The 19,440-nt window shown below is 45.3% G+C and carries 25 protein-coding genes; 8 read left to right on the forward strand and 17 right to left on the reverse strand.

The window, feature by feature from the left end:
* Nucleotides 1–3: 3 nt before the first annotated feature.
* The 5 genes from GV030_RS11420 to GV030_RS11440 form a co-directional block, all read right to left on the reverse strand.
* Complete coding sequence (locus GV030_RS11420; RefSeq protein ID WP_159582440.1) at nt 4–543, reverse strand: RNA polymerase sigma factor; 540 nt, start codon at nt 541–543, stop codon at nt 4–6.
* Between the two features lie 187 nt (nt 544–730).
* Entirely contained in the window at nt 731–1,174 is a 444-nt protein-coding gene (locus tag GV030_RS11425) for a DoxX family protein (protein WP_159582441.1), read from the reverse strand.
* Nucleotides 1,175–1,271: 97 nt separating this feature from the next.
* Nucleotides 1,272–1,892, reverse strand: coding sequence for a carbonate dehydratase (gene can / locus GV030_RS11430; protein ID WP_159582442.1), 621 nt, complete (start codon nt 1,890–1,892; stop codon nt 1,272–1,274).
* 15 nt (nt 1,893–1,907) lie between these two features.
* Complete coding sequence (locus GV030_RS11435; RefSeq protein ID WP_159582443.1) at nt 1,908–3,464, reverse strand: SulP family inorganic anion transporter; 1,557 nt, start codon at nt 3,462–3,464, stop codon at nt 1,908–1,910.
* Between the two features lie 140 nt (nt 3,465–3,604).
* Nucleotides 3,605–4,000 carry a hypothetical protein gene (locus GV030_RS11440; protein WP_159582444.1) on the reverse strand — a complete coding sequence of 132 codons (396 nt, stop codon included), beginning with the start codon at nt 3,998–4,000 and terminating at the stop codon, nt 3,605–3,607.
* A gap of 29 nt (nt 4,001–4,029) precedes the next feature.
* On the opposite strand from GV030_RS11440, the gene GV030_RS11445 reads away from it, so the two are divergent.
* Together GV030_RS11445 and GV030_RS11450 are read left to right on the forward strand one after the other, a co-directional pair.
* A complete protein-coding gene (locus GV030_RS11445) occupies nt 4,030–5,049 on the forward strand; it encodes a YitT family protein (protein ID WP_159582445.1) in 1,020 nt (339 codons plus the stop codon).
* A 104-nt stretch (nt 5,050–5,153) separates the two neighbouring features.
* Entirely contained in the window at nt 5,154–6,152 is a 999-nt protein-coding gene (locus GV030_RS11450) for a glycoside hydrolase family 5 protein (protein ID WP_159582446.1), read from the forward strand.
* Between the two features lies 1 nt (nt 6,153).
* Here GV030_RS11450 and GV030_RS11455 read toward each other — a convergent pair whose 3' ends face one another.
* From GV030_RS11455 to prfA, 3 genes are read right to left on the reverse strand one after another with little or no spacing between them, the layout of a single operon-like run.
* Nucleotides 6,154–6,576 (reverse strand): secondary thiamine-phosphate synthase enzyme YjbQ, encoded by a 423-nt coding sequence (locus GV030_RS11455; protein ID WP_159582447.1) that lies wholly within the window; start codon nt 6,574–6,576, stop codon nt 6,154–6,156.
* Nucleotides 6,573–7,949, reverse strand: coding sequence for a right-handed parallel beta-helix repeat-containing protein (locus tag GV030_RS11460; RefSeq protein ID WP_159582448.1), 1,377 nt, complete (start codon nt 7,947–7,949; stop codon nt 6,573–6,575). The genes GV030_RS11455 and GV030_RS11460 overlap by 4 nt, the downstream gene beginning before the upstream one ends.
* 27 nt (nt 7,950–7,976) lie before the next feature.
* Nucleotides 7,977–9,050, reverse strand: coding sequence for a peptide chain release factor 1 (gene prfA / locus GV030_RS11465; RefSeq protein ID WP_159582449.1), 1,074 nt, complete (start codon nt 9,048–9,050; stop codon nt 7,977–7,979).
* Nucleotides 9,051–9,097: 47 nt separating this feature from the next.
* On the opposite strand from prfA, the gene GV030_RS11470 reads away from it, so the two are divergent.
* The gene (locus GV030_RS11470; RefSeq protein WP_159582450.1) at nt 9,098–9,748 is read left to right on the forward strand and encodes a DUF3365 domain-containing protein; all 651 of its coding nucleotides are present in this window, start codon (nt 9,098–9,100) and stop codon (nt 9,746–9,748) included.
* Here the strand turns inward: GV030_RS11470 and GV030_RS11475 are convergent, their stop codons facing one another.
* Nucleotides 9,749–9,955 carry a Kazal-type serine protease inhibitor domain-containing protein gene (locus GV030_RS11475; protein ID WP_159582451.1) on the reverse strand — a complete coding sequence of 69 codons (207 nt, stop codon included), beginning with the start codon at nt 9,953–9,955 and terminating at the stop codon, nt 9,749–9,751.
* On the reverse strand, nt 9,952–10,521 hold the full coding sequence (locus GV030_RS11480) for a DNA-3-methyladenine glycosylase I (protein ID WP_159582452.1): 570 nt from the start codon (nt 10,519–10,521) through the stop codon (nt 9,952–9,954). The genes GV030_RS11475 and GV030_RS11480 overlap by 4 nt, the downstream gene beginning before the upstream one ends.
* A 58-nt stretch (nt 10,522–10,579) precedes the next feature.
* On the opposite strand from GV030_RS11480, the gene GV030_RS11485 reads away from it, so the two are divergent.
* Together GV030_RS11485 and GV030_RS11490 are read left to right on the forward strand one after the other, a co-directional pair.
* Nucleotides 10,580–11,683: a hypothetical protein gene (locus tag GV030_RS11485; protein ID WP_159582453.1), complete on the forward strand. Its 1,104-nt coding sequence runs from the start codon at nt 10,580–10,582 to the stop codon at nt 11,681–11,683.
* Nucleotides 11,683–12,504 (forward strand): arylamine N-acetyltransferase, encoded by an 822-nt coding sequence (locus GV030_RS11490; RefSeq protein WP_159582454.1) that lies wholly within the window; start codon nt 11,683–11,685, stop codon nt 12,502–12,504. Before GV030_RS11485 ends, GV030_RS11490 begins: the two co-directional genes overlap by 1 nt.
* On the opposite strand, the gene GV030_RS11495 is transcribed toward GV030_RS11490, so the two are convergent.
* The 5 genes from GV030_RS11495 to GV030_RS21705 all read right to left on the reverse strand — a co-directional run bounded on the left by GV030_RS11495 (nt 12,481) and on the right by GV030_RS21705 (nt 15,598).
* On the reverse strand, nt 12,481–13,329 hold the full coding sequence (locus tag GV030_RS11495) for a hypothetical protein (protein WP_159582455.1): 849 nt from the start codon (nt 13,327–13,329) through the stop codon (nt 12,481–12,483). The two genes, GV030_RS11490 and GV030_RS11495, sit on opposite strands and share 24 nt — an antisense overlap.
* 49 nt (nt 13,330–13,378) lie before the next feature.
* A complete protein-coding gene (locus GV030_RS11500; RefSeq protein WP_159582456.1) occupies nt 13,379–13,774 on the reverse strand; it encodes a TerB family tellurite resistance protein in 396 nt (131 codons plus the stop codon).
* A 67-nt stretch (nt 13,775–13,841) separates the two neighbouring features.
* Entirely contained in the window at nt 13,842–14,255 is a 414-nt protein-coding gene (locus GV030_RS11505) for a TerB family tellurite resistance protein (protein WP_159582457.1), read from the reverse strand.
* 64 nt (nt 14,256–14,319) lie between these two features.
* A complete protein-coding gene (locus GV030_RS11510) occupies nt 14,320–15,081 on the reverse strand; it encodes an SDR family NAD(P)-dependent oxidoreductase (RefSeq protein WP_159582458.1) in 762 nt (253 codons plus the stop codon).
* 64 nt (nt 15,082–15,145) lie between these two features.
* Nucleotides 15,146–15,598, reverse strand: coding sequence for an ABA4-like family protein (locus GV030_RS21705; RefSeq protein ID WP_370519068.1), 453 nt, complete (start codon nt 15,596–15,598; stop codon nt 15,146–15,148).
* 96 nt (nt 15,599–15,694) lie between these two features.
* Here GV030_RS21705 and GV030_RS11520 point away from each other — a divergent pair, with 96 nt between their 5' ends.
* Nucleotides 15,695–16,891, forward strand: a complete 1,197-nt coding sequence (locus GV030_RS11520) for a sodium:calcium antiporter (RefSeq protein ID WP_159582460.1) — start codon at nt 15,695–15,697, stop codon at nt 16,889–16,891.
* On the opposite strand, the gene GV030_RS11525 is transcribed toward GV030_RS11520, so the two are convergent.
* On the reverse strand, nt 16,888–17,214 hold the full coding sequence (locus GV030_RS11525) for a Rieske 2Fe-2S domain-containing protein (protein ID WP_159582461.1): 327 nt from the start codon (nt 17,212–17,214) through the stop codon (nt 16,888–16,890). The two genes, GV030_RS11520 and GV030_RS11525, sit on opposite strands and share 4 nt — an antisense overlap.
* Before the next feature lie 45 nt (nt 17,215–17,259).
* Here GV030_RS11525 and GV030_RS21610 point away from each other — a divergent pair, with 45 nt between their 5' ends.
* Nucleotides 17,260–17,388 (forward strand): hypothetical protein, encoded by a 129-nt coding sequence (locus GV030_RS21610; RefSeq protein WP_255465342.1) that lies wholly within the window; start codon nt 17,260–17,262, stop codon nt 17,386–17,388.
* 336 nt (nt 17,389–17,724) lie between these two features.
* Here the strand turns inward: GV030_RS21610 and gdhA are convergent, their stop codons facing one another.
* On the reverse strand, nt 17,725–19,077 hold the full coding sequence (gene gdhA / locus GV030_RS11530; protein ID WP_159582462.1) for an NADP-specific glutamate dehydrogenase: 1,353 nt from the start codon (nt 19,075–19,077) through the stop codon (nt 17,725–17,727).
* A gap of 186 nt (nt 19,078–19,263) precedes the next feature.
* Here gdhA and GV030_RS11535 point away from each other — a divergent pair, with 186 nt between their 5' ends.
* Nucleotides 19,264–19,440, forward strand: coding sequence for a hypothetical protein (locus tag GV030_RS11535; RefSeq protein WP_159582463.1), 177 nt, complete (start codon nt 19,264–19,266; stop codon nt 19,438–19,440).

Consider the following 19,440-nt stretch of genomic DNA (forward strand, 5'->3'; position numbering starts at 1 on the left):
GCTTCAGCTTTTAATCTCAAAATATAATTCCTTCAATTGCTTGATGGTGCGATGCACCTGCACTTTCACCGCTGATACTGAGATAGATTTCAGGGCCGCGATTTGTTCGTATTTCATGCCTTCAAATTTGCTCAACACCAGTAATTCTCTCTTCTCTTCAGGCAGTAGGCTCAAAGCCTGCATCAACCGCTGTTCTCTCTCCCGCTGCTCCTCATCCGAATCGTCGGCTCGATCTGGCAGCACATCTGCCGCCTGAAACTGATCCCGGTGAACTTTCATTTTCCTGAAATGATCCTTCACCTGGTTGCGGGCGATCTGAAAAAGCCAGAATTCGAAATTGCTTCCGGCCTTATAAGACTTTCTGTACTTCAATACCCGGATGAAAATGTTTTGCGTGAGATCGGCACTGTCGTCCGCATCCAATACCGACTTGAGGCAGTAGTTATATATCCGCTTTTGATAGCGCTCGCATAGCACATTGAGCTTCTCCAGCGCCCCGGTCTGCACCGCCAACATTAGCTGCTCATCACTTTCCTTACTCAAGATCGATCGGTTTAGGTTTTGTTGATTCGGATAAGTTACCTGAAAAGAGAGGGAAGGTTACATGGACGAATAAAAAAAGATAGCGGGTGATTTAACAGGACAATTGAACACCCAAAGCACAGGTCATCACAATCAAAAAAACCCGGCCAATGGCCGGGTTTCTAATTTCTGTGGTGACTGGAAATTTTCAGTGTCGCATTTCCTCTTTTCTCCGCATCTCATCCAGCGAGTACTTGCCCGCTCCAAAGATGCTAAAAGCAATCAATAGAAAAAGGGTGATCACTGATACCCACAGCTCAGAATTACCCCCCACTGTGGCCAGCCCCTGAGGAGCATTCACAAAAATGACCGCTCCCAGCAAAACCGGCAACTGAAGGATACTGGCTGTGCGGGTGTAGTACCCCAGCAGGATCAATGGCCCACCGATGAGGTGTGCAAAAAGTACGTAATGTGCCAGCCCCACGGAAAGGTAAGCCACACTCAATGACATCTCCTGCAGCTGATCAATGTGCAGTGCAAAGTATGCCCCTTTGAAAACGATAAAACCACCCAATGCCACCCGCAAAACAACCAGCCAGTTGGCCCGGTGGGCATCGCCCCAATGCTCAATTTCTGAAAAGATAGTGCTCATAGGAATCTATGTTTGGTCATATCCATACAAAGAAATCCGGAAGCGAAAAGTTCATCCTATGGATGAACCTCCCAGCCCCCACACTCCTGATTCTCTACTATTGAAACAATAGTGCCTGATTTTCGGCTGAATCATATTCCAAATCCTTCACCAGCCCATTGGCTATGTCATATACCCAGCCATGCACCTGCAACTCCTTACCAGATTTAATGGCATTTCTTACGATGGATGTTTCATGTAAATCTTTTACCTGCTCGAGCACATTCAACTCCACAAATCGGTTGGTCCTGGTTTTGTTGTCGGTGATCTGGTCCAGTTCTTTTTTATGGAGTCTGTATACATCCTTTATGTGGCGAATCCAGTTGTCAATAATTCCATACTCCTCCGTGCCCATGGCTGCCATCACACCTCCACACCCATAGTGACCACACACAATCACGTGCTTTACTTCCAGCACATTCACGGCATAATCCAGCACACTTAGCATATTCATATCTGTGTGTACTACCATGTTGGCAATGTTTCTGTGTACAAAAACTTCCCCGGGCGCCGTGCCTGTGATTTCATTGGCTGGCACCCGGCTGTCTGCACACCCTATCCACAACACCGGTGGCTTCTGACCTTTGGCCAATTTGTCAAAAAACGCCGCGTCTTCCTGAAGTTTCGAGGCTACCCATTTCTTATTATTCTCTAATAAACTCCTATAGTATTGTTCCATGATTTTTTTATTTAGTTAATATCCAGAGTTCAACTCCGGGACATTCTTAAGTGTAAAATTGATGTTGCGCTCCAGCGCAGTTTTTTTGAAATTGTGAATCAGCTCCAGGGCATCATGATCTATCTGTTTAGACTGTGAGCCATCTATGATCACCTGACTGTTCTCCGGTAGGTAATCCAGTGACAGTTGCAGCCCCACCTTGTTGAGAAAAGATACATGCTCACTCAACCTTAGGTGAATTTCCGACCGGCCATCTTGCTCCTTTTCCTCATAGTGATAGGCCACCCTATAGTTTGCCCTGAGTATGTAAAACACACCTACACCCATGCCGATGAGAATACCGATCAACAAGTCCGTGAAAAGAATGGCAATGATGGTCACTATAAAGGGTATGAACTGCTCGCGCCCCAACCCGTATTGCTGCCTGTACAGCGCCGGTTTGGTCAGTTTGAATCCTACCATGATCAAAATGGCGGCCAGAGAAGCAAGAGGTATTTCGTTGATCACATGGGGCAGAAACGCCACAAAGATCAGGAGGAGCAGTCCATGAATAAACGCTGACTTTTTGGACCTGGCCCCCGCATCAACATTGGCAGAACCCCGCACAATAACTGCTGTGATCGGCAATCCTCCCACCAATCCACACAGCATATTCCCAACTCCCTGCGCTTTCAACTCCGCATTATGCGGCGTCCGTCGCTTCTGAGGATCCAGCTTATCTATCGCTTCTATGCTGAGTAGTGTTTCCAGGCTGGCCACAATAGCCAGAGTAGCGGCGGTGATATAGACATTCACATCACCGAGCACCCCCAGATCAGGCGTCCTGAATACAGTACTCAAAGAACTTAAGCCCTCAATAATGGGAATATTCACCATATGGCTACTATTGACAACCAGATCTGATCCGGAAAACTTGAAGAATTGATTGATCGCAATCCCGCATAAAACCACCAGCAATCCACTGGGTATATGTTTGAGCAGTTTGTTTTGCTTGATAAGAGGACGCTCCCAGAGCACCAGTAGAATCAAGGAAAAAAGACCGATGGTCACACTCCCCGGAACCAAATGCTCAAAAGAAGTAAAGAGTGAACTGATGGTGTTGCTGCCGTCCTTTTGGATAAACTCCATCTCACCAAAAGCATCCGAATCAAATCCCACCAAATGTGGTATCTGTTTTAGAATCAGTATGAGCCCAATCGCGGCGAGCATCCCTTTGATAATTGACGAAGGAAAATACATTCCTACAATGCCAGCCTTCATCTGACCGAGTAGGAACTGAAAAACTCCGGCCAGCACAATGGCCGTTAAGAATGCTTCATAACTTCCCAATGTCTCAATGGCACCAAGCACAATCACCACCAGGCCAGCAGCCGGGCCACTTACACTCAGTTGGGATTTACTAAGAAGGCTGACTACCAGCCCCCCAATAACACCTGATATGATTCCTGAAAACAATGGTGCTCCTGAAGCAAGCGCAATTCCAAGGCAAAGGGGTAACGCTACCAGAAAAACCACCACGCCGGACAGCATGTCTCTTTCCAGGTCTTTAAATAGATCTTGTTTAATATTCATGAATGTTGGTAAAAATGAACCCTTCTATAGCCCGGACATGGTACACTTACAAAGCGTACCTCTCCTGATAGGCTATAACACGGATCTAGAAATTCGAATAATTTCCCTGTGTCAATCAACAGGGTGGGAAAAGAGGTGATTTATCCCTCGGGAGGTGGGGTCGGAATCTGCCGTGGGTGATTGGTGAGTTCCAAAATATGGTAGTAATCCTTGTCCTTGATCATCTGTAAACCCCCCAGAATTCCTTCGGCGCCAGATTCAAATAATTTCTTAGTCTCATCCTGCTCTGATGATTCTTCCTGAGATTCTTCATTCTGCTCAGGACTGTTGTCGGTGAGTGGTTCTGCCGGGGAATGTTCGTCATAGTCGCCGGTAATAAAAGACCACACTATTCCAGCCAATGATTCCACCGGGTGATTCGAAAAATCAATCCCTTTGCTGGAAAGTTCCGTGAAGTGGTGCCCTTCATGAAAAATGAGAACAACCAGCATCATGGTGAGTATTTTACTTTTCAGACTGATTTTCCTAGTCCCCATTTCGCAAATGTATGAAATAACCGCCATTGATGGACGCCCTAATTACCATGGCTCGTATTCCAGATGGAAATCCTTACAAAATATTGGGCGCAGCTAAAATGGAAAATTGTTTCTCCTGCATATGTCAGGGTTTGGGCTTAATTTTGACGGGTATGCCCGAAAACCATTCCTCTCTCAATATAACTGTACGTCATTACCTCAGACAAGCATTCCTCATATTTATAGGTGTTATGTGTGCTGTTTTTGGACTGGAAAGTTTCCTGCTCCCAAATGATGTGCTCGATGGGGGAGTCACCGGCATCTCGCTTTTACTCGCCATAGTCACTGATGGTCGGCCATCATTATTTATCTTTTTAATCAACATTCCTTTTCTGGCCCTGGGTTGGATCCAGATAGGCCGGGGCTTTGCCATCAAGAGTTTTGCCAGTATCTCACTTCTCGCACTGATCCTCTATTTCTTTGACTTTCCCGTCATTACAGACGATCCATTGCTCATTGCCATATTTGGCGGTTTCTTTCTGGGCCTGGGCATAGGATTCTCTATCCGAGGGGGTGCGATCATAGATGGTACGGAGGTGTTAGCGATTTACCTGGGCAAAAAAATCGGCTTCTCCGTGGGGGAGCTCATTCTGATCTTCAACATTGTGATTTTCTCAGTGGCCGCCTACCTCTTGTCAATGGATACCGCCCTCTATTCCATTATCACCTATTTCGCCGCATCTCGCACGGTGGATTTTGTGCTGGAGGGCTTTGATGAATACATTGGTGTAACGATCATCTCGGATCAGCATGCGGAGGTCCGCGAAATGATTTTGACCAAGCTCAGACGGGGTGCTACCATTTATCATGGAAGTAAGGGCTTCAGTCTGCAGCAGAAAGAAGAAGCCAAAACCAACATTCTCTATACCGTAATCACTCGCCTGGAGGTCTCCAAGCTAGAGGGTGAGATAGAAAAAATAGACCCGGGGGCCTTTTTGGTGATGTCCAAAGTAAAGGACATTCGGGGTGGTATGATTAAGAAACTCCCCCTCAAAAAACTCAATAAGTAAAACGGTATCCCGAATTATCCTTTTCGGCCCTATATGCTGAACATTTAAGTACCTAACTGCATTTTGGCCTGATTTACTTTTGGTCTCATAAATTCTGCAATGATATGAGACTTTTGATTTGCACATTGTTTTTGGTGGTTAACAGCGCCTTGGCACAACAACCCCTGGAAAGAATTACGGTCAATGGAAATCAATTTGTCAATGAGTCCGGCAAAAAGGTAGTCCTTCGAGGGTATAATGCCAGCGACCCGGATAACCTGATAAAACAAGGACAATGGGGACGAGCCTATTTTCAGGAAATGAAAGCATGGGGCTCCAATGTAGTGCGCTTCCCCATACACCCAAGAGCATGGAGGGAAAGAGGTGAGTCTGCATACCTAACATTGCTGGATAGTGGTATCCGATGGGCAGCAGAGCAAAGTATGTATGTGATTCTCGACTGGCACAGCATCGGCAATCTCAAGTCTGGGCTCTTTTTCAGACCCGGATATGAAACCACGCTTAAAGAAACCTTTTCCTTTTGGCAAACCATCGCCAGGAAATATGGGGACAATCCAACAGTCGCCTTTTATGAGCTCTTCAATGAACCCACGACCAACAATGGACAGCTCGGGGTCTGCTCATGGGACGAGTGGAAGGCCATCAACGAAGAAATGATTACCATCATCAGGGCCTGTGGGGGTCAGGGCATCCCGCTGGTAGCCGGGTTTAACTGGGCTTACGATTTATCCGCTGCTTTTGAGCGTCCCATTGAGGCGGTAGGGATCGGCTATGTGAGTCATCCCTACCCTCAAAAGCGAAACCAGCCCTGGGAAAGCCAGTGGACCATGGACTGGGGCCGGATGAAAGAAAAATATCCTGTCATTCTAACAGAAATCGGCTTTTCGGGAGCAGAAGAAAGAGGCGCTCATGTGCCCGTAATCAGTGATGAGCGCTATGGAGAAGCCATCACTAGATACTGCGATGAAAAAGACATCTCTTATGTGGTCTGGGTTTTTGATGCTCGCTGGGCCCCGAGCTTATTCAGTGACTGGGAATACAAAGAGCTCACCCGCCATGGAAAATTCTTCAAAACCAAGCTAAACACGTATCAGTACGACTAAGTCATGCACCCCATGCAGTGAGCACCAAATGACGCGAGCCACCATAATCTCTGTGCTCACATAGGTAAATTCCCTGCCAGGTACCGAGATTCAGTCTTCCATTGGTGATGGGGATTAGCACCGATGGGCCCAAAAGGCTTGCTTTGATGTGTGCCGGCATGTCGTCCGGGCCTTCATAGTTGTGTTGATAGTAAGGCGCATTTTCCGGTACCATTTGGTTGAAATGACTCTCAAAATCCATTCTCACTGTTGGATCCGCATTTTCATTGATGGTGAGTGAAGCCGAGGTATGCTGAATAAAAACCTGAAGCATTCCTGTTTTCAGTTCCCTGATTTCAGGTATAGCATTCAATACATCGCGTGTTATCAAATGAAAACCACGACTGAACGGCTGCAAGTGAATCGTCTGCTGGAAAGTCTTCATTTTGGATCAATTCTTTCAAACGCCCCTATGTCTGGTTTGCTGTCGCGAAGATGACCCGTGATGTCATCCGATATACTAATATTAACACCCTTGTCTCTGGCAAAAGCCAATGAATCCAACTGGTAATTAAACGTAAATGGATCTTTGAAGCCAGGATAGTTTCGCTCCTGAGACACGTAGTTATCTGGCCAATCTTCTTTGGATTTGATAATATTCGACTGAATCTTGGTGACCACCGTGGCTCCGCCTCCATCTCCTACAAAAAGTTGATTGACCCCTTCCCCCCACAAAATGGAGTTGGTAATTTCTACAGACAGGTCACCGACCAGCACGTCATCATCCGCCAGAATCACATTATCAGAAAACTGGATCATGGGATCATCCGAGATGAAAAAACTAGGCACATTGGTAAATGTACAATGCTCATATTTATAATTTCCTCCCGCCAGATTACCGACGAGAAAGCCTCCGGCATTGTGAATGAGTGTATTGTAAGCATAAACATCCGAAGAAAATGCCAGGATACCAGCCACCGACATATGACGAATGGTGGTATGGGAAATCTCCAGATCATACTTTTCGTCATCGTCTGGAGTGCCAACCCGCAAGCCTATTTCACCATTTTCTATATCTGCATACCTGATTTCATTGTCTTTGCTACCCTCCAAAAAGTAAATGCCGCCCCATTGACCGGGGGCTTCCAGATAGTCCGGATCGAACCGGGTGTTCCTAATGGTAACATGCCTGCCAGAATCTCCAAGAATTTTGAGGCTCCCTTGTACAAAAAATGAAGCCCCATTGTCAAGATAAATTTTGGTGCCCGGCTGAACGGTGAGGGTACACAGGCTGTCTAGCAAAGCAAAATTGTAAATAACATAAGGCCTGTCTGCCGTCCACACTTCATCACAAATCAGGCGGCTATTCACAAAGTTGGCGTCCTGACCATAGGCCACCAGCTTGACATTAGCCAGGTACTTGCCCCATGAGACGGTGATGGAGTCCTTGACCAGATAAGGCAAGTCTTTGTTTTGCTGATCTATTTCCACACTTACTAATATCAGCAGGCTATCACCTCCAAAAAGTACCTGATCTTTGATGGTGGTCCCTGATTGGCCGTTGACAATCATGGAATAGTCAGAGGCCCTACCTTTTCCCAGCCTGATATCATGAATTTTTACTGCCTTATCATTGGGGTTGTAAATTCTCAGGCGCTTGGTCACACTCAGGCGCTCTGTCAGGAGCGTGTCAAAAAGGACGGTGTCTGTGCTAAACGCCAACTTTACATCTAAAGAAGTAGTGATTTTCTCTTCTTCCGGTTCGCAAGCCAGTATTCCTGTCAATAGAATAAATAAGAGAGGTAAAAAATTTTTCATTTGTAGATCAACGGAAAACCGCTGGGTTTATTCCTGACCCTCAGCTTTTAGTAACTCTGAGTTTTCCGCTATTCTAAGTTTCTCAATAAACTCACCTATTTCTCCACTCATAATTGTGGGCAAATTGTAGACCGTGTGGTTGATTCGATGATCTGTCACCCGCCCTTGCGGATAGTTATACGTTCTGATTTTATCAGATCGATCTCCGGAGCCCACCATGGTTTTTCGCTGAGAACTAATGGCGTCATTGTGTTTTTTAAGTTCTATTTCATAGAGCCTTGACCGCAGTACTTTCAAAGCCTTGTCATAGTTGGCATGCTGAGAGCGGCCGTCCTGGCACTCCACCACCAAACCAGACGGTGCGTGCGTCAGACGAACGGCAGATTCTGTTTTGTTGATGTGCTGACCTCCTGCTCCCGAAGCCCTAAAGGTATCTTTTCTGATGTCGCCCATGTTCAACTCCACATCCACCTCTTCGGCTTCTGGCAGCACCGCCACTGTAGCAGCCGAGGTATGCACTCTCCCCTGAGATTCTGTCTGAGGTACACGCTGCACCCGGTGAGCACCCGATTCGAATTTTAACTTGGCGTAGACATCTTCTCCCTCCACACTGGTCACAATTTCCTTAAAACCGCCTGCCGTGCCCTCGGTAAGACTCATTACTGAAAACTTCCAACCCTGATCCGCCGCAAACTGCTCGTACATTTTAAAAAGGTCTCCGGCAAAGATGGCTGCCTCGTCCCCGCCAGTACCGGCACGTATTTCCAAAATCACATTTTTACTGTCATTCGGATCTTTAGGGATGAGCATCATTTTCAACTCTTCCTCAAGTTCGTCCCTTTTGGGCGCCAGCTCATCCAACTCCATTTTGGCCATTTCCCGAAACTCCTCATCCTTTTCCGTTTCGAGCACCTCCTTGGCACTTTTGAGGTTAGCCAACAGATGAGTGTACTCGTCATATTTCTTCACCACCTTCCCCAGGTCACTATATTCTTTATTCAACTTGGCATAATTACCCATATCAGCCATCGCATCTGGCTGCACAATCAGCTGACTTACCTCCTCAAACCTTTTCTTGATTGCTTCAAGTTTATCAATCATCTCCGTTAACTTTAGTCTGCAAAATTATATAAAGCCAAAAGACTTTTATGCGACCTACTAAAAACACCTTGATTCTAGTGTTTGGTTTCCTCTGCATCTACTCCTGCACACCCAAGAAACCAGTGGATAGAGAAGGCTTTCGTCAGGAAAAAGCCGCCCGCGAGTTAAAACGGATTGTCCCTGCAGATCTGATGCTCAAAGGTGAGGAACTCGGAGAAGAAATATTGTCGGCCACAGCAAATGCCTACCTCAATACACTCAAGCGTGCGATTGTGGAAAATGGGATCAGTGGCGCTATTGACTTCTGCCAACTGAGTGCTTCGGGCATTGCCGCCGGTCTGCAGGATAGCCTGGGAGTAACCATAAGCCGTGTGACCGATAAGCCCAGAAACCCGGGCAACATGCTTTCGGAATCAGACAAAGCCATCTGGGAAGCTTATGCCTATGTGCCGGAGAATCTGGATGGACAGATTCAGGAATATGATGCGGAAAGCCTTATTTACACCAAGCCCATAACGATTGGCTCCACGCTGTGTCTCAACTGTCATGGGCAAGTTGGCTCCGATATTACACCAGAGAATTACAGTCTGATCAAATCCCGATACCCCAACGACGAGGCTGTCAATTATGAGGTGGGGAATTTCAGAGGCATGTGGCGCATCATCATTCCCAAAAAAGCAATAGTCAGTAAGTTGTAGTTATTCGCAGGCACCTGGGTCATAGCTGATCAGGCCGCGCGATTCGGCGTGGCAGGCATTGCTGTAAGTTTGCCCATCACAGCCGCACACAGGATTATAATCCATGGTACAAATGGCTTGCTCATTGATTTTGTCTTCATCTATACACACCTCGGAGGTACGGGTGCAGCCTGCCGCCAGGGCAAGAAAAAAGAAAGCTAATTTCATGTCAGTTCTTTAAATCGAAAACAATCGACCGTATGATCATTGATCAAACCCACGGCCTGCATATGTGCATAAATGGTGGTAGATCCCAAAAATTTAAAACCCCGTTTTTTCAGGTCTTTGGCTAAAAGATCCGACTCTGATGTCGTAGCCGGAATACTTCCCTTTTCTTCCCACCGACCTATTTTGACCTGATGGCCCACAAAACCCCAAATGTATTTATCAAAGGAGCCAAACTCCTGCTGAACCTCCAAAAACCTCTGCGCATTATTGACAGCAGCTTCTATCTTGGCTCTGTTTCGGATGATGTCGGTGTTTTCCACCAGTTCATTGATCTTCTTGGAGTCAAAGGCCGCTACCTTATGCACCTCAAAGTTCGCAAAGGCCTTTCTGTAACCTTCCCGTCTTTTCAGTATGGTACTCCAGCTCAACCCTGCCTGGGCGCTTTCTAATACCAAAAACTCAAAATGAATAGCATCATCGTGATTTGGGACCCCCCACTCCTCATCATGATATCGGATGTATTCGTCAAAAGTCCCCTCTGCCCACCTGCATCTTTTCTTGTCCATAGATAATACGCTTGCGCTTTGTTGGTTAATATATAAATTTAGATTTCATAAGCAGCATATGGTAATCAAACGGGGAATAATTCTTTTCATTTCTTTCTTTCTCTTCCAACAGGCCTACACCCAACCTGAAATGGTCAACGTGGGCGGCGCAAGCATTATTAATATTTCTAATCAACTGCCTGAAAACCTCACTTCCGAGCGATCTGTGGTGATCCTGGATATCCCTACCCAAATGAAGGATGGTTTTGTAATAAGAGGTGACTGGAAAAAATTGGCTGCCAATGCACATAAGACTTTCCGAAAAATAGGAGTGGATCCCATTGCCTATGTATATCTGGACGATCTGAATGCTGGCCCGGAAGTGAATAGCGCCTATTTATCTCTGTTTCAGAAGCGCAATGTGAAGAATCTGATTATCATCAATCAGGTAGGTCAGTTTCCGGAAGAGACTTACACCATGGTCATTACAGGCTTTAGTGCTGAAAATTATATTAAGAATGGCCAGAATGGCTGGAAAGAAAGTGACCCGGAGCTGAACCAGGTGATGGTGAGGCTTGGGCGGCAGGTTCTCCGACAGAAAATTGAGCGCAGTAACCTACTCATACCTGAGCAGCCAGAATATCTTCAGGATCTGGTCATTTTTGAAGGAACAAGGCTCGAAAATTATCCCAGCCGTCTCAAAAGCTTGAAGCTGGCGGTAGTCGCTTTTCAGAAAGTGCCTGCAGACAATGTAGAAGATGCTGAGTTAGCTTCGAAAATTGCTGCGTACAACCAACAAGTAGAAGAGAAAAACAAGCGCCTGGATGCTATCATGGCCGCATATCCCTTTAAATACGACATTGTCACCGAAACCAATGAGGATGCCTTATACAAAGCCGGGTATCAATATGCTCTGATGCCATTGTCCAGCACTGGCCATTCCGTGAAAAAAGTACTTAACTACCCGACCACCGCTACTGAAACACACTACATGACGAGCACTTTTGATGTTCAAAGTCGTCCCGCACTCAAGAGGATTCCCATCAACGCGAATGTGACAAAATACTACATCAAACAAACCATCGTAAAAGACATACATCCCGGCAAAGTGTGGGATGCAGATGTAAGTTGGGAGCAGGGGCTTGAAAACTTCATTTACAACCTCAATCAAGCCTTTAGGTAATGTCCGACCTCAATTATTTTCAGACCAGACCAAAAGTACCACCCATTGATACTGATCTGTATCTGAAAAGAATCGGGGTGCAAAAAGACGAGCCATCACTGGCATTTCTTAAGAAAATACACCGGGCTCATCTCCTCCAAATCCCTTTTGAGAATCTGGACATTCATTATCAGAGAAAGATCATTCTGGACATCAATTCTATCTATGACAAAATCATCCGCCACCGCAGAGGGGGGTTTTGCTATGAGTTGAATGGGCTACTCTATCACCTACTGGCTCGTCTTGGATTCCGGGCCTTCCTGGGGTCCGCCAGGGTTTTTCAGGACGGGTCTATTTCTCCGGAGTTTGATCATATGGTGGTCTTTGTTTCCCTGGATGAAGGTAACTTTCTATGTGATGTTGGTTTTGGTGAGCTCTTTTCCGAACCCAAGCGCCTGGTGACCGGTAATGTTCAGCTGGACTATACGCGCTATTTCAGGTTTGAACATAACCCCGATGGCGAGTGGCTGCTAAGAAAATCGAATGATAACAGCCTCTATGAATCCATTTATGTATTCACACTACAACCTCGCCAAATGATAGAGTTCCTTCCCCGCTGTAATTTTCATCAGGAATCTGATCAGTCACACTTCACCAAGCAAAAGCTGATCACCCAGCTTTTCAGTGAAGGGCGGATAACATTGACCGATCGTAAAATAAAGCGATCCCTTTATGGAGAGCAGAAGGAGCGTGAAATATTAAATGAAGATGAGTTCTTAGCGCAGCTGCAGGAAGTTTTCAAAATCAACGTGAGGTCTCTACTTCGTCAAAAGTTCAATTAACTGAGCAGAAGCCTCTTCATAGAATAAGTCCAGAATTGCTTTTTGATCTCCATCAAAAAGATGTTTAGAAAACAGCACGGCCCCGGTCCATTCTTCGCTCACCCAAATGGCATTGTTACTTAGACGGCCACACTGAGAGGTATCGGTAAATGGCCAGGTGCTCACGTAAAAATAAGGGCTGCCAAAAAGATGATCGCCGGGTGACATCCCCAGCAGAATATGCGTATCCGTTTCCGGGTCACCTGAGTTTTTTAGCACCACCTCCAGTGCCTGGTCAAAGTGATGAGGCCATACCTGAATATTGTTCTCAACCCCCATTCTTACTTTTATTTCCCGCAACGAAACATAGGAGTTGTGGTAGTACTTGGCCAACTCCAAAGCAGCCGCCGGATATTGCATGTGAAATGGCTCTCCTGACTGAGTGGGGTATTCCGGTAATTCATAAGGGAGGTTCATCGTGAGATTGGCGGCATTGAGGCCTAGTTTACCTATTTGCTCCTCCAACCAGATCATCATTTGTAGCTGGGTCTGACCTTCCACAGGATAGGAACCCAACACGTTCACCTTTTGATCCACCAGATAAATAGTAAATGATTCCAGACTGAGGGAGCTTCTAAAGGTTACGGACCCTGACACCCACTGGCCAGCCAGCCGCGAAAGACCAGGCACCCAAGTGAGGACAGCATATTCATCATACCTGGATTTCGGGGAGAATTTTCTACCAACAGCCGCCACATTTTGAATGGCCTGATGTAGCTGTTCTCTGGCCGCACGAAGATGATCCGGATCTGTCTTTTGAAGTGATCTCCATTCGAATGTTTGCATGGATGGTAGTGGCCGGAAATCAAAAAAGGCCTTAAAGGCCTTTCATTATTTAATTCAAATATTTCATTACTTCCCTTTTCAAGGCCTCTCTGTTAGAGGTAATGCTCGGGTCTGTAAACACTTTGGAACTAAGCTTGGAGATTACTCCCTTCTTGAAGCCCAGCTTTTCAGCCAACTCTTCACAGTATTTGATTTCACTCAAATATACCTGACTGTCGATTTTCATCAACTGGACAATGTTGTATAGATACTCGAACCTATCCTCATCTGTCATCGTGGACAAAGGGGGAAGGGGCTGGGGGTTTTCCACGAGGTTCAGTATTTCTGCTTCCGAAACACCATTTGCTTTACCCAGCATCATTATCAAGCTTCTTTCCTCTCCTGCAAACTCTCCATCAATTTTAGCAAGCTGAATAAGTGTACTTAGTTGGGATTGTATACTCATAATTAAGTAAGGTCAGTTATCAATTAACTTTAAAGATAGATTTACGCACGATTAGAAACAAGGATTCCTATAATTCAAATTTACGCGCTTCTTTAATCAGTTTGTCCCTGTTTCCGGTGATGGAAGGGTTGGAATAGATCTGTGAAGACAATTTTTTGACTACTTTTTTATCAAAACCAAGCCTTTGGGCCAAGTCCTCACAGTATTTGATTTCGCTAAGGAAGACCTTACTGTCTATCTTCATCAGCTGAATGATATTATACAAAAACTGGAACTTTTCATCAAAGGATAATGCAGAGAAGGAGATATCAACCTCTCCTTTTCTGGAGATGTTTTCGTGGATCAAAGCATCTATCTCTGATTCCTCTACTTTATTGGCTTTTCCTATGCTATAAATCAGCTGCTTTTCATCCTCGTTAAAGTTTTGATCAGATACGGCTAGCTGAATGAGTGATTGTAGGTGGCTTTTAAAATTATCCATGGCTGAGTAAGTTGGCTCGTTATGTTTTAAATATAAAAATTAAAACTCACAACTCAAGACAACCTCAATGCATATAGCTGCCGGCGTTGATATCAAATGTGGACCCGGTAGAATGGTCAGCCATACCGCTGGCAATAAAAGTGATGAGCGGGGCCAGATCTTTAGGCTCTGTCAATCGCTCCAGAGCAACATCCCCTTTGGTGTGCTCTTCCCCATACATATCCATAAATTCTTTCGCCATATCCGTACGCACAAAACCCGGGGCGATCACAAATGCCTTGATCCCATCTTTGCCATATGCCCGGGCAATGGACTTGGTGAGGGAAACCAACCCGGCTTTGGACGCTGCGTAGGCCATATACTCTGCCTGATCTCCACGAAAGGCCGCTCTTGAACTGATGTTAATAATTCGCCCAGAAGATTTTCGTTTCAGAAAATGGTCGATCGCCTTTCTGCAAATGACCGCCGGAGAAGTGAGATTCACCATCATGGTGTCATCCCACGCCTTTTGCCAATCCTCCTCCGATGCATTGATGGGTGCCGGAATGGCCACTCCTGCGTTATTGATAACTATTTCTATGCTCCCCATCTCCAGGGCAATCCGGTCGAAAAGCTTGGAGGCCTCATCTGGCAAGGAAAGATCCGCCTGAAAAGCCTTGGACTCGTTGCCCAAAATATGAGCGAGATTCTCTGCCTCACGGACGTTTTTATTATAATGAATAGCAATGGTGGCTCCTGCTTCTGCCAGCTTGGTAGCCACGGCCTTTCCTATACCCCGACTCGCGCCTGTCACTAATATATTTAGACCTGAAAGGTTGATGTACATATCTGATCCCTAAAATTATTCGTACGAAAATTAGTTAAACATCAGCAAATTAAGACTCCATTGGTCAATTTGTTATCAACGGCCATTCTCTGATTTTCAAATAATAAAGAATGAAAAAAGCCAACAACCCAACAGGGCCCATCATGAAAGTAAGGAGCAAAACTGGGGCAACTAACCAATGTGAAAATCCTTGTGCCTGAGACTTGGTGAGAATCCATGAGCCAATGACCAAATCAAAACTTAAGTAATGAATCCACCCGGCCAAAAGCATGTAGTCATTGGAAAAAAGAACCCTTATTTCCCTCAGGGACGAGAAATCCGGTAGTCCTGTGGAAAAATGAGTGATAACAATGCCTAAGTAGAAAACAGATAACACGCCAGGTATTGCGATGGTTTGAATCGCTCTCTGGGTGTATTTCCACCTTGGTGTAAAAATCATTAGCGCCCATGCACACGCTGCAATGGCACTCGTCAGATCAAAAAGGGTGTTTGAATCCATATTCAATATCTTTGTCATTAATCACTGCACGGCACATGTGGGAGAAATAAAATTACTATATTAGTCACTCCTCCAGCTGTATATTACAATTTTCCATCAAGTTAACCGTCAAAAATGGGCATCATCATACCTTTAATTCTTATAGCCATTTGTTGCGCAGTTATATGGCGTGCGGGAGATGGCTTTATGACTGCATCAGAATACATAGGCCGTAACCTGTCTGACGGTGTGAGGGGTGCGACTATCAACGCCATTGCCAGCTCAATGCCGGAAGTTTTCACTTCATTCTTTTTCTTGTTTATCATGCAGGATGAAGAAGGGTTTTCAGGAGGGATCGGTACCACTGCTGGTTCTGCCATCTTCAACAGCATGGTCATTCCTGCGGTCGCTGTGCTGGCAGTGATCGGTATGGGGCTTACCAATAAGGTACGAGCTTCCAAAAAAGTAATGCTCAGAGATGGTCTGAGTTTGCTTATCGCAGAATTGTTATTCATAATACTGATCAGTGGATCTTCTTTGGATTGGTATCATGGTTTGTTGCTCATGCTCGTATATGTGGTCTACATCGTCTACATGTTTTGGTCTATGGACAAAAAAGAGCGAGAGGTAATGCTCGAAGAAAGTCACATCAGTGAAGAGGACTTTGAAATGGATCAGACAAAACAAAAGCCTTTCCTGGTCGGGTTGTTCACACTGGATCTTCACCGAGTGTTTATCGGGAGAAAGAAAATCAACAACCTGAATGCCTGGTCTCTGCTCGTTTCGGCCACCGTGTGCATCGCTGCTGTTTGCTATCTTTTGGTTCTCGCCTGTGAGTGGATTGGTGATGACACCTACACAGTTCCCTTTTTGGGCGAGTTTCAAGGGTTAGGTATTCCGGTAATGTTTGTTGCGTTGATTTTGGCATCAGCGGCATCCAGTTTCCCTGATACAATTATTTCTATCAAAGATGCCCAAAGGGGACAATATGATGACGCTATCTCCAATGCCCTGGGTAGCAATATTTTCGATATCTGTTTTGCACTTGGGTTCCCACTTTTTGTCTTCACTTTGATACACGGCCCCATTGCCATGTCTCAGGAGATGGTAGACCTGAGCGGTGAACTGCGGTTTCTACTTTGGTTACTAACGGCCGTTGTGCTCATTATATTCGTCTGGGGAGGATATATAGGTCGATTTAAGGCAAGCCTGCTTCTTGCTCTGTATTTTCTGTTTGTCCTATATGTTGTAGGTCGGGGTGCTGGTAATGAATATGCACAGGCCATTGCAGATTGGTTGGTTTCCATCGTCAGACATTTCAGTCTTTCTTAGAGCTGGGTCACGAGTTGACCATCAGCGTTCCAGGTGGCCTCCTGCACGGAAAGCGGACGGCAGCGGTCTATTAATTCCTGTCCTGTACTAAGGTCAAACTGATAGCCATGCCACGGACACACCACTCTGCATGCCCCATTTACGCTGGCTTCCACCAATGGATAATCAAAGTGCGGACACTTCGGTTCAAACACAAATACCCTGGTGCCGAACCTGGTCAAAGCATACTTTTGCTCGTTGTAGCTTATTTGAATGATTTTACGGTCCTTCAACACTGAATCAAGTGCGGAAATGGATTGGAATAATATGACCTCCTCTTTCATTTTGGCTTGACCGTTTTCTATATTCGCATAATAAAAATTACAATCATGGACATTACTAACCCTGCAGTAACCGACGGTGTAAATCTATTCGTGAATATCGTTATTTTTCTTGTTGCCTTTGGGGCAGCTCTTTCTCTTGTAGATATGAGAAAGGAAAGTCAGAAGAAAGACTGATTATCTTGTTAAGTGCGCCTGGTGTGGAAACCCTTTGGTTTTTGACTTGGTGCCCTTCCTGATGCAAACATCTGGTGCCATAAGAGATATGCCCAGAGCATCCGTTCAGGCTGATAGGTACACTCAGCCTAAACTCCCACACTTCTCAAAACCTTAATAGGGGAAATTATACGTCGTCCTTTGCGTGCTTGCTTACTTTTCTATTCGGTAAGATAGTCGGGCAAATGATCGCCAAAACAAACAACACAAGAATAAAAACTAACATGGCCATAACGCGCTATTTTTTTGTGTAAAGATAACCGGACTCATAGGTTTAAACCAACATTCATTCAAACTTTAAACCACCCCCTGAGCAATCATGGCATCAGCCACCTTCACGAAGCCTGCAATGTTGGCCCCCTTCACATAGTCCACATAGTCCTTGCTCTCACGACCGTATTCTTCACAGTTATTGTGGATGCTCTTCATGATCATTTTGAGGCGATAGTCTACTTCATCTCGTGTCCAATACAAGCGTTGTGAATTTTGAGACATTTCCAGACCGGATGTCGCTACTCCTCCGGCATTTGATGCTTTGCCTGGGCTGAAGAAAATCTTCTTCTCTCTGATGAAAGTCAGCGCCTCATCAGTAGTGGGCATATTGGCTCCCTCAAAAACACCAATACATCCATTTTTCACCAACAACTGGGCGTCTTCCAGCGGAAGCTCGTTTTGGGTGGCACAAGGATACGCCAAATCTACCTTAAAGTTCCATGGTGTCACATCGGCGTGAAACTCGGACCCCTTGAATTGATCTGCGTATTCACTAATCCTGCCCCTTTTTTCATTTTTGAGCTCTTTGATGAATGCAAGCTTCTCCTCATTGAAACCGTCTTTGTCGTAGATACACCCTCCCGAATCGGAGACCGTAACCGGCTTTGCACCGAGTTCTAATAATTTCTCAATGGTATATTGGGCTACATTCCCACTTCCGGACACCGCACAAACTTTACCTTCAAGACTATTTCCGTGACTTTCCAAAACTTCTTTGCTAAAGTAAACCACACCATATCCGGTGGCTTCGGTACGAATCAGGCTACCGCCATACTGAAGACCTTTTCCCGTGAGCACTCCCGTAAACTCATTTCTGAGTCGCTTGTACTGGCCGAACAAAAAGCCAATTTCACGACCACCCACGCCAATGTCTCCTGCAGGGATGTCCGTAAAGCCTCCAATATGTTTCGATAGTTCGGTCATAAAACTTTGACAAAACCTCATGACCTCTCCGTTTGATTTGCCTTTGGGGTCAAAATCACTCCCTCCCTTTCCACCTCCTAGTGGTAAAGTGGTGAGGCTGTTTTTGAATACCTGTTCGAAAGCCAAAAACTTCAATATCGATAAGTTAACGGAAGGGTGGAATCTCAAGCCCCCTTTGTATGGACCAATGGCCGAGTTCATTTGTACTCGATAGCCCCTGTTGATTTGAACCTGATTTTGATCGTTTACCCAGGGCACCCTGAACATGACCACACGCTCAGGCTCACACATGGTTTCCAATACATTGGTCTGCTTATATTTTGGGTTATCCTCTATGAACGGGACTATGGTTTCTGCAACTTCTTTTACTGCTTGAATAAATTCCTTTTCATGTGGATTACGCTGACTTATTCTCTGGATGAACTCATCAACTTTTTTCGAATGATTGGCCATATTATTTGCGGGTGTTTTTTGGGAAAATTGATTATTCAAGATAGAAGTTTTTTACAGAAAAACATAGAGCCAGTCATCAAACTTGGGTAACGGAAACTCTCGGATCATAATGATATCATGATGCTGATCTAAACACTCGATAACATCTCCACGTTATATTAGGGAGATAAACAAACCACCAAAATCATGTATCATACAGAACTTGAAACGGAGATCATTTCAAAAATGAAGGGACTCAACGGAAATCAAAAAAGTGCGGTGCTCAACTACCTGGAAAAAATTCCTAAAATGAGTCATAGCACCAGAATGTACAGGAGAAAGGCTATGAAGCAAATTAGGGAGGCACTCAGCGGACAGAAATAA

Source organism: Marinoscillum sp. 108 (genome assembly GCF_902506655.1).
Classification (GTDB): Bacteria; Bacteroidota; Bacteroidia; order Cytophagales; family Cyclobacteriaceae; genus Marinoscillum; species Marinoscillum luteum.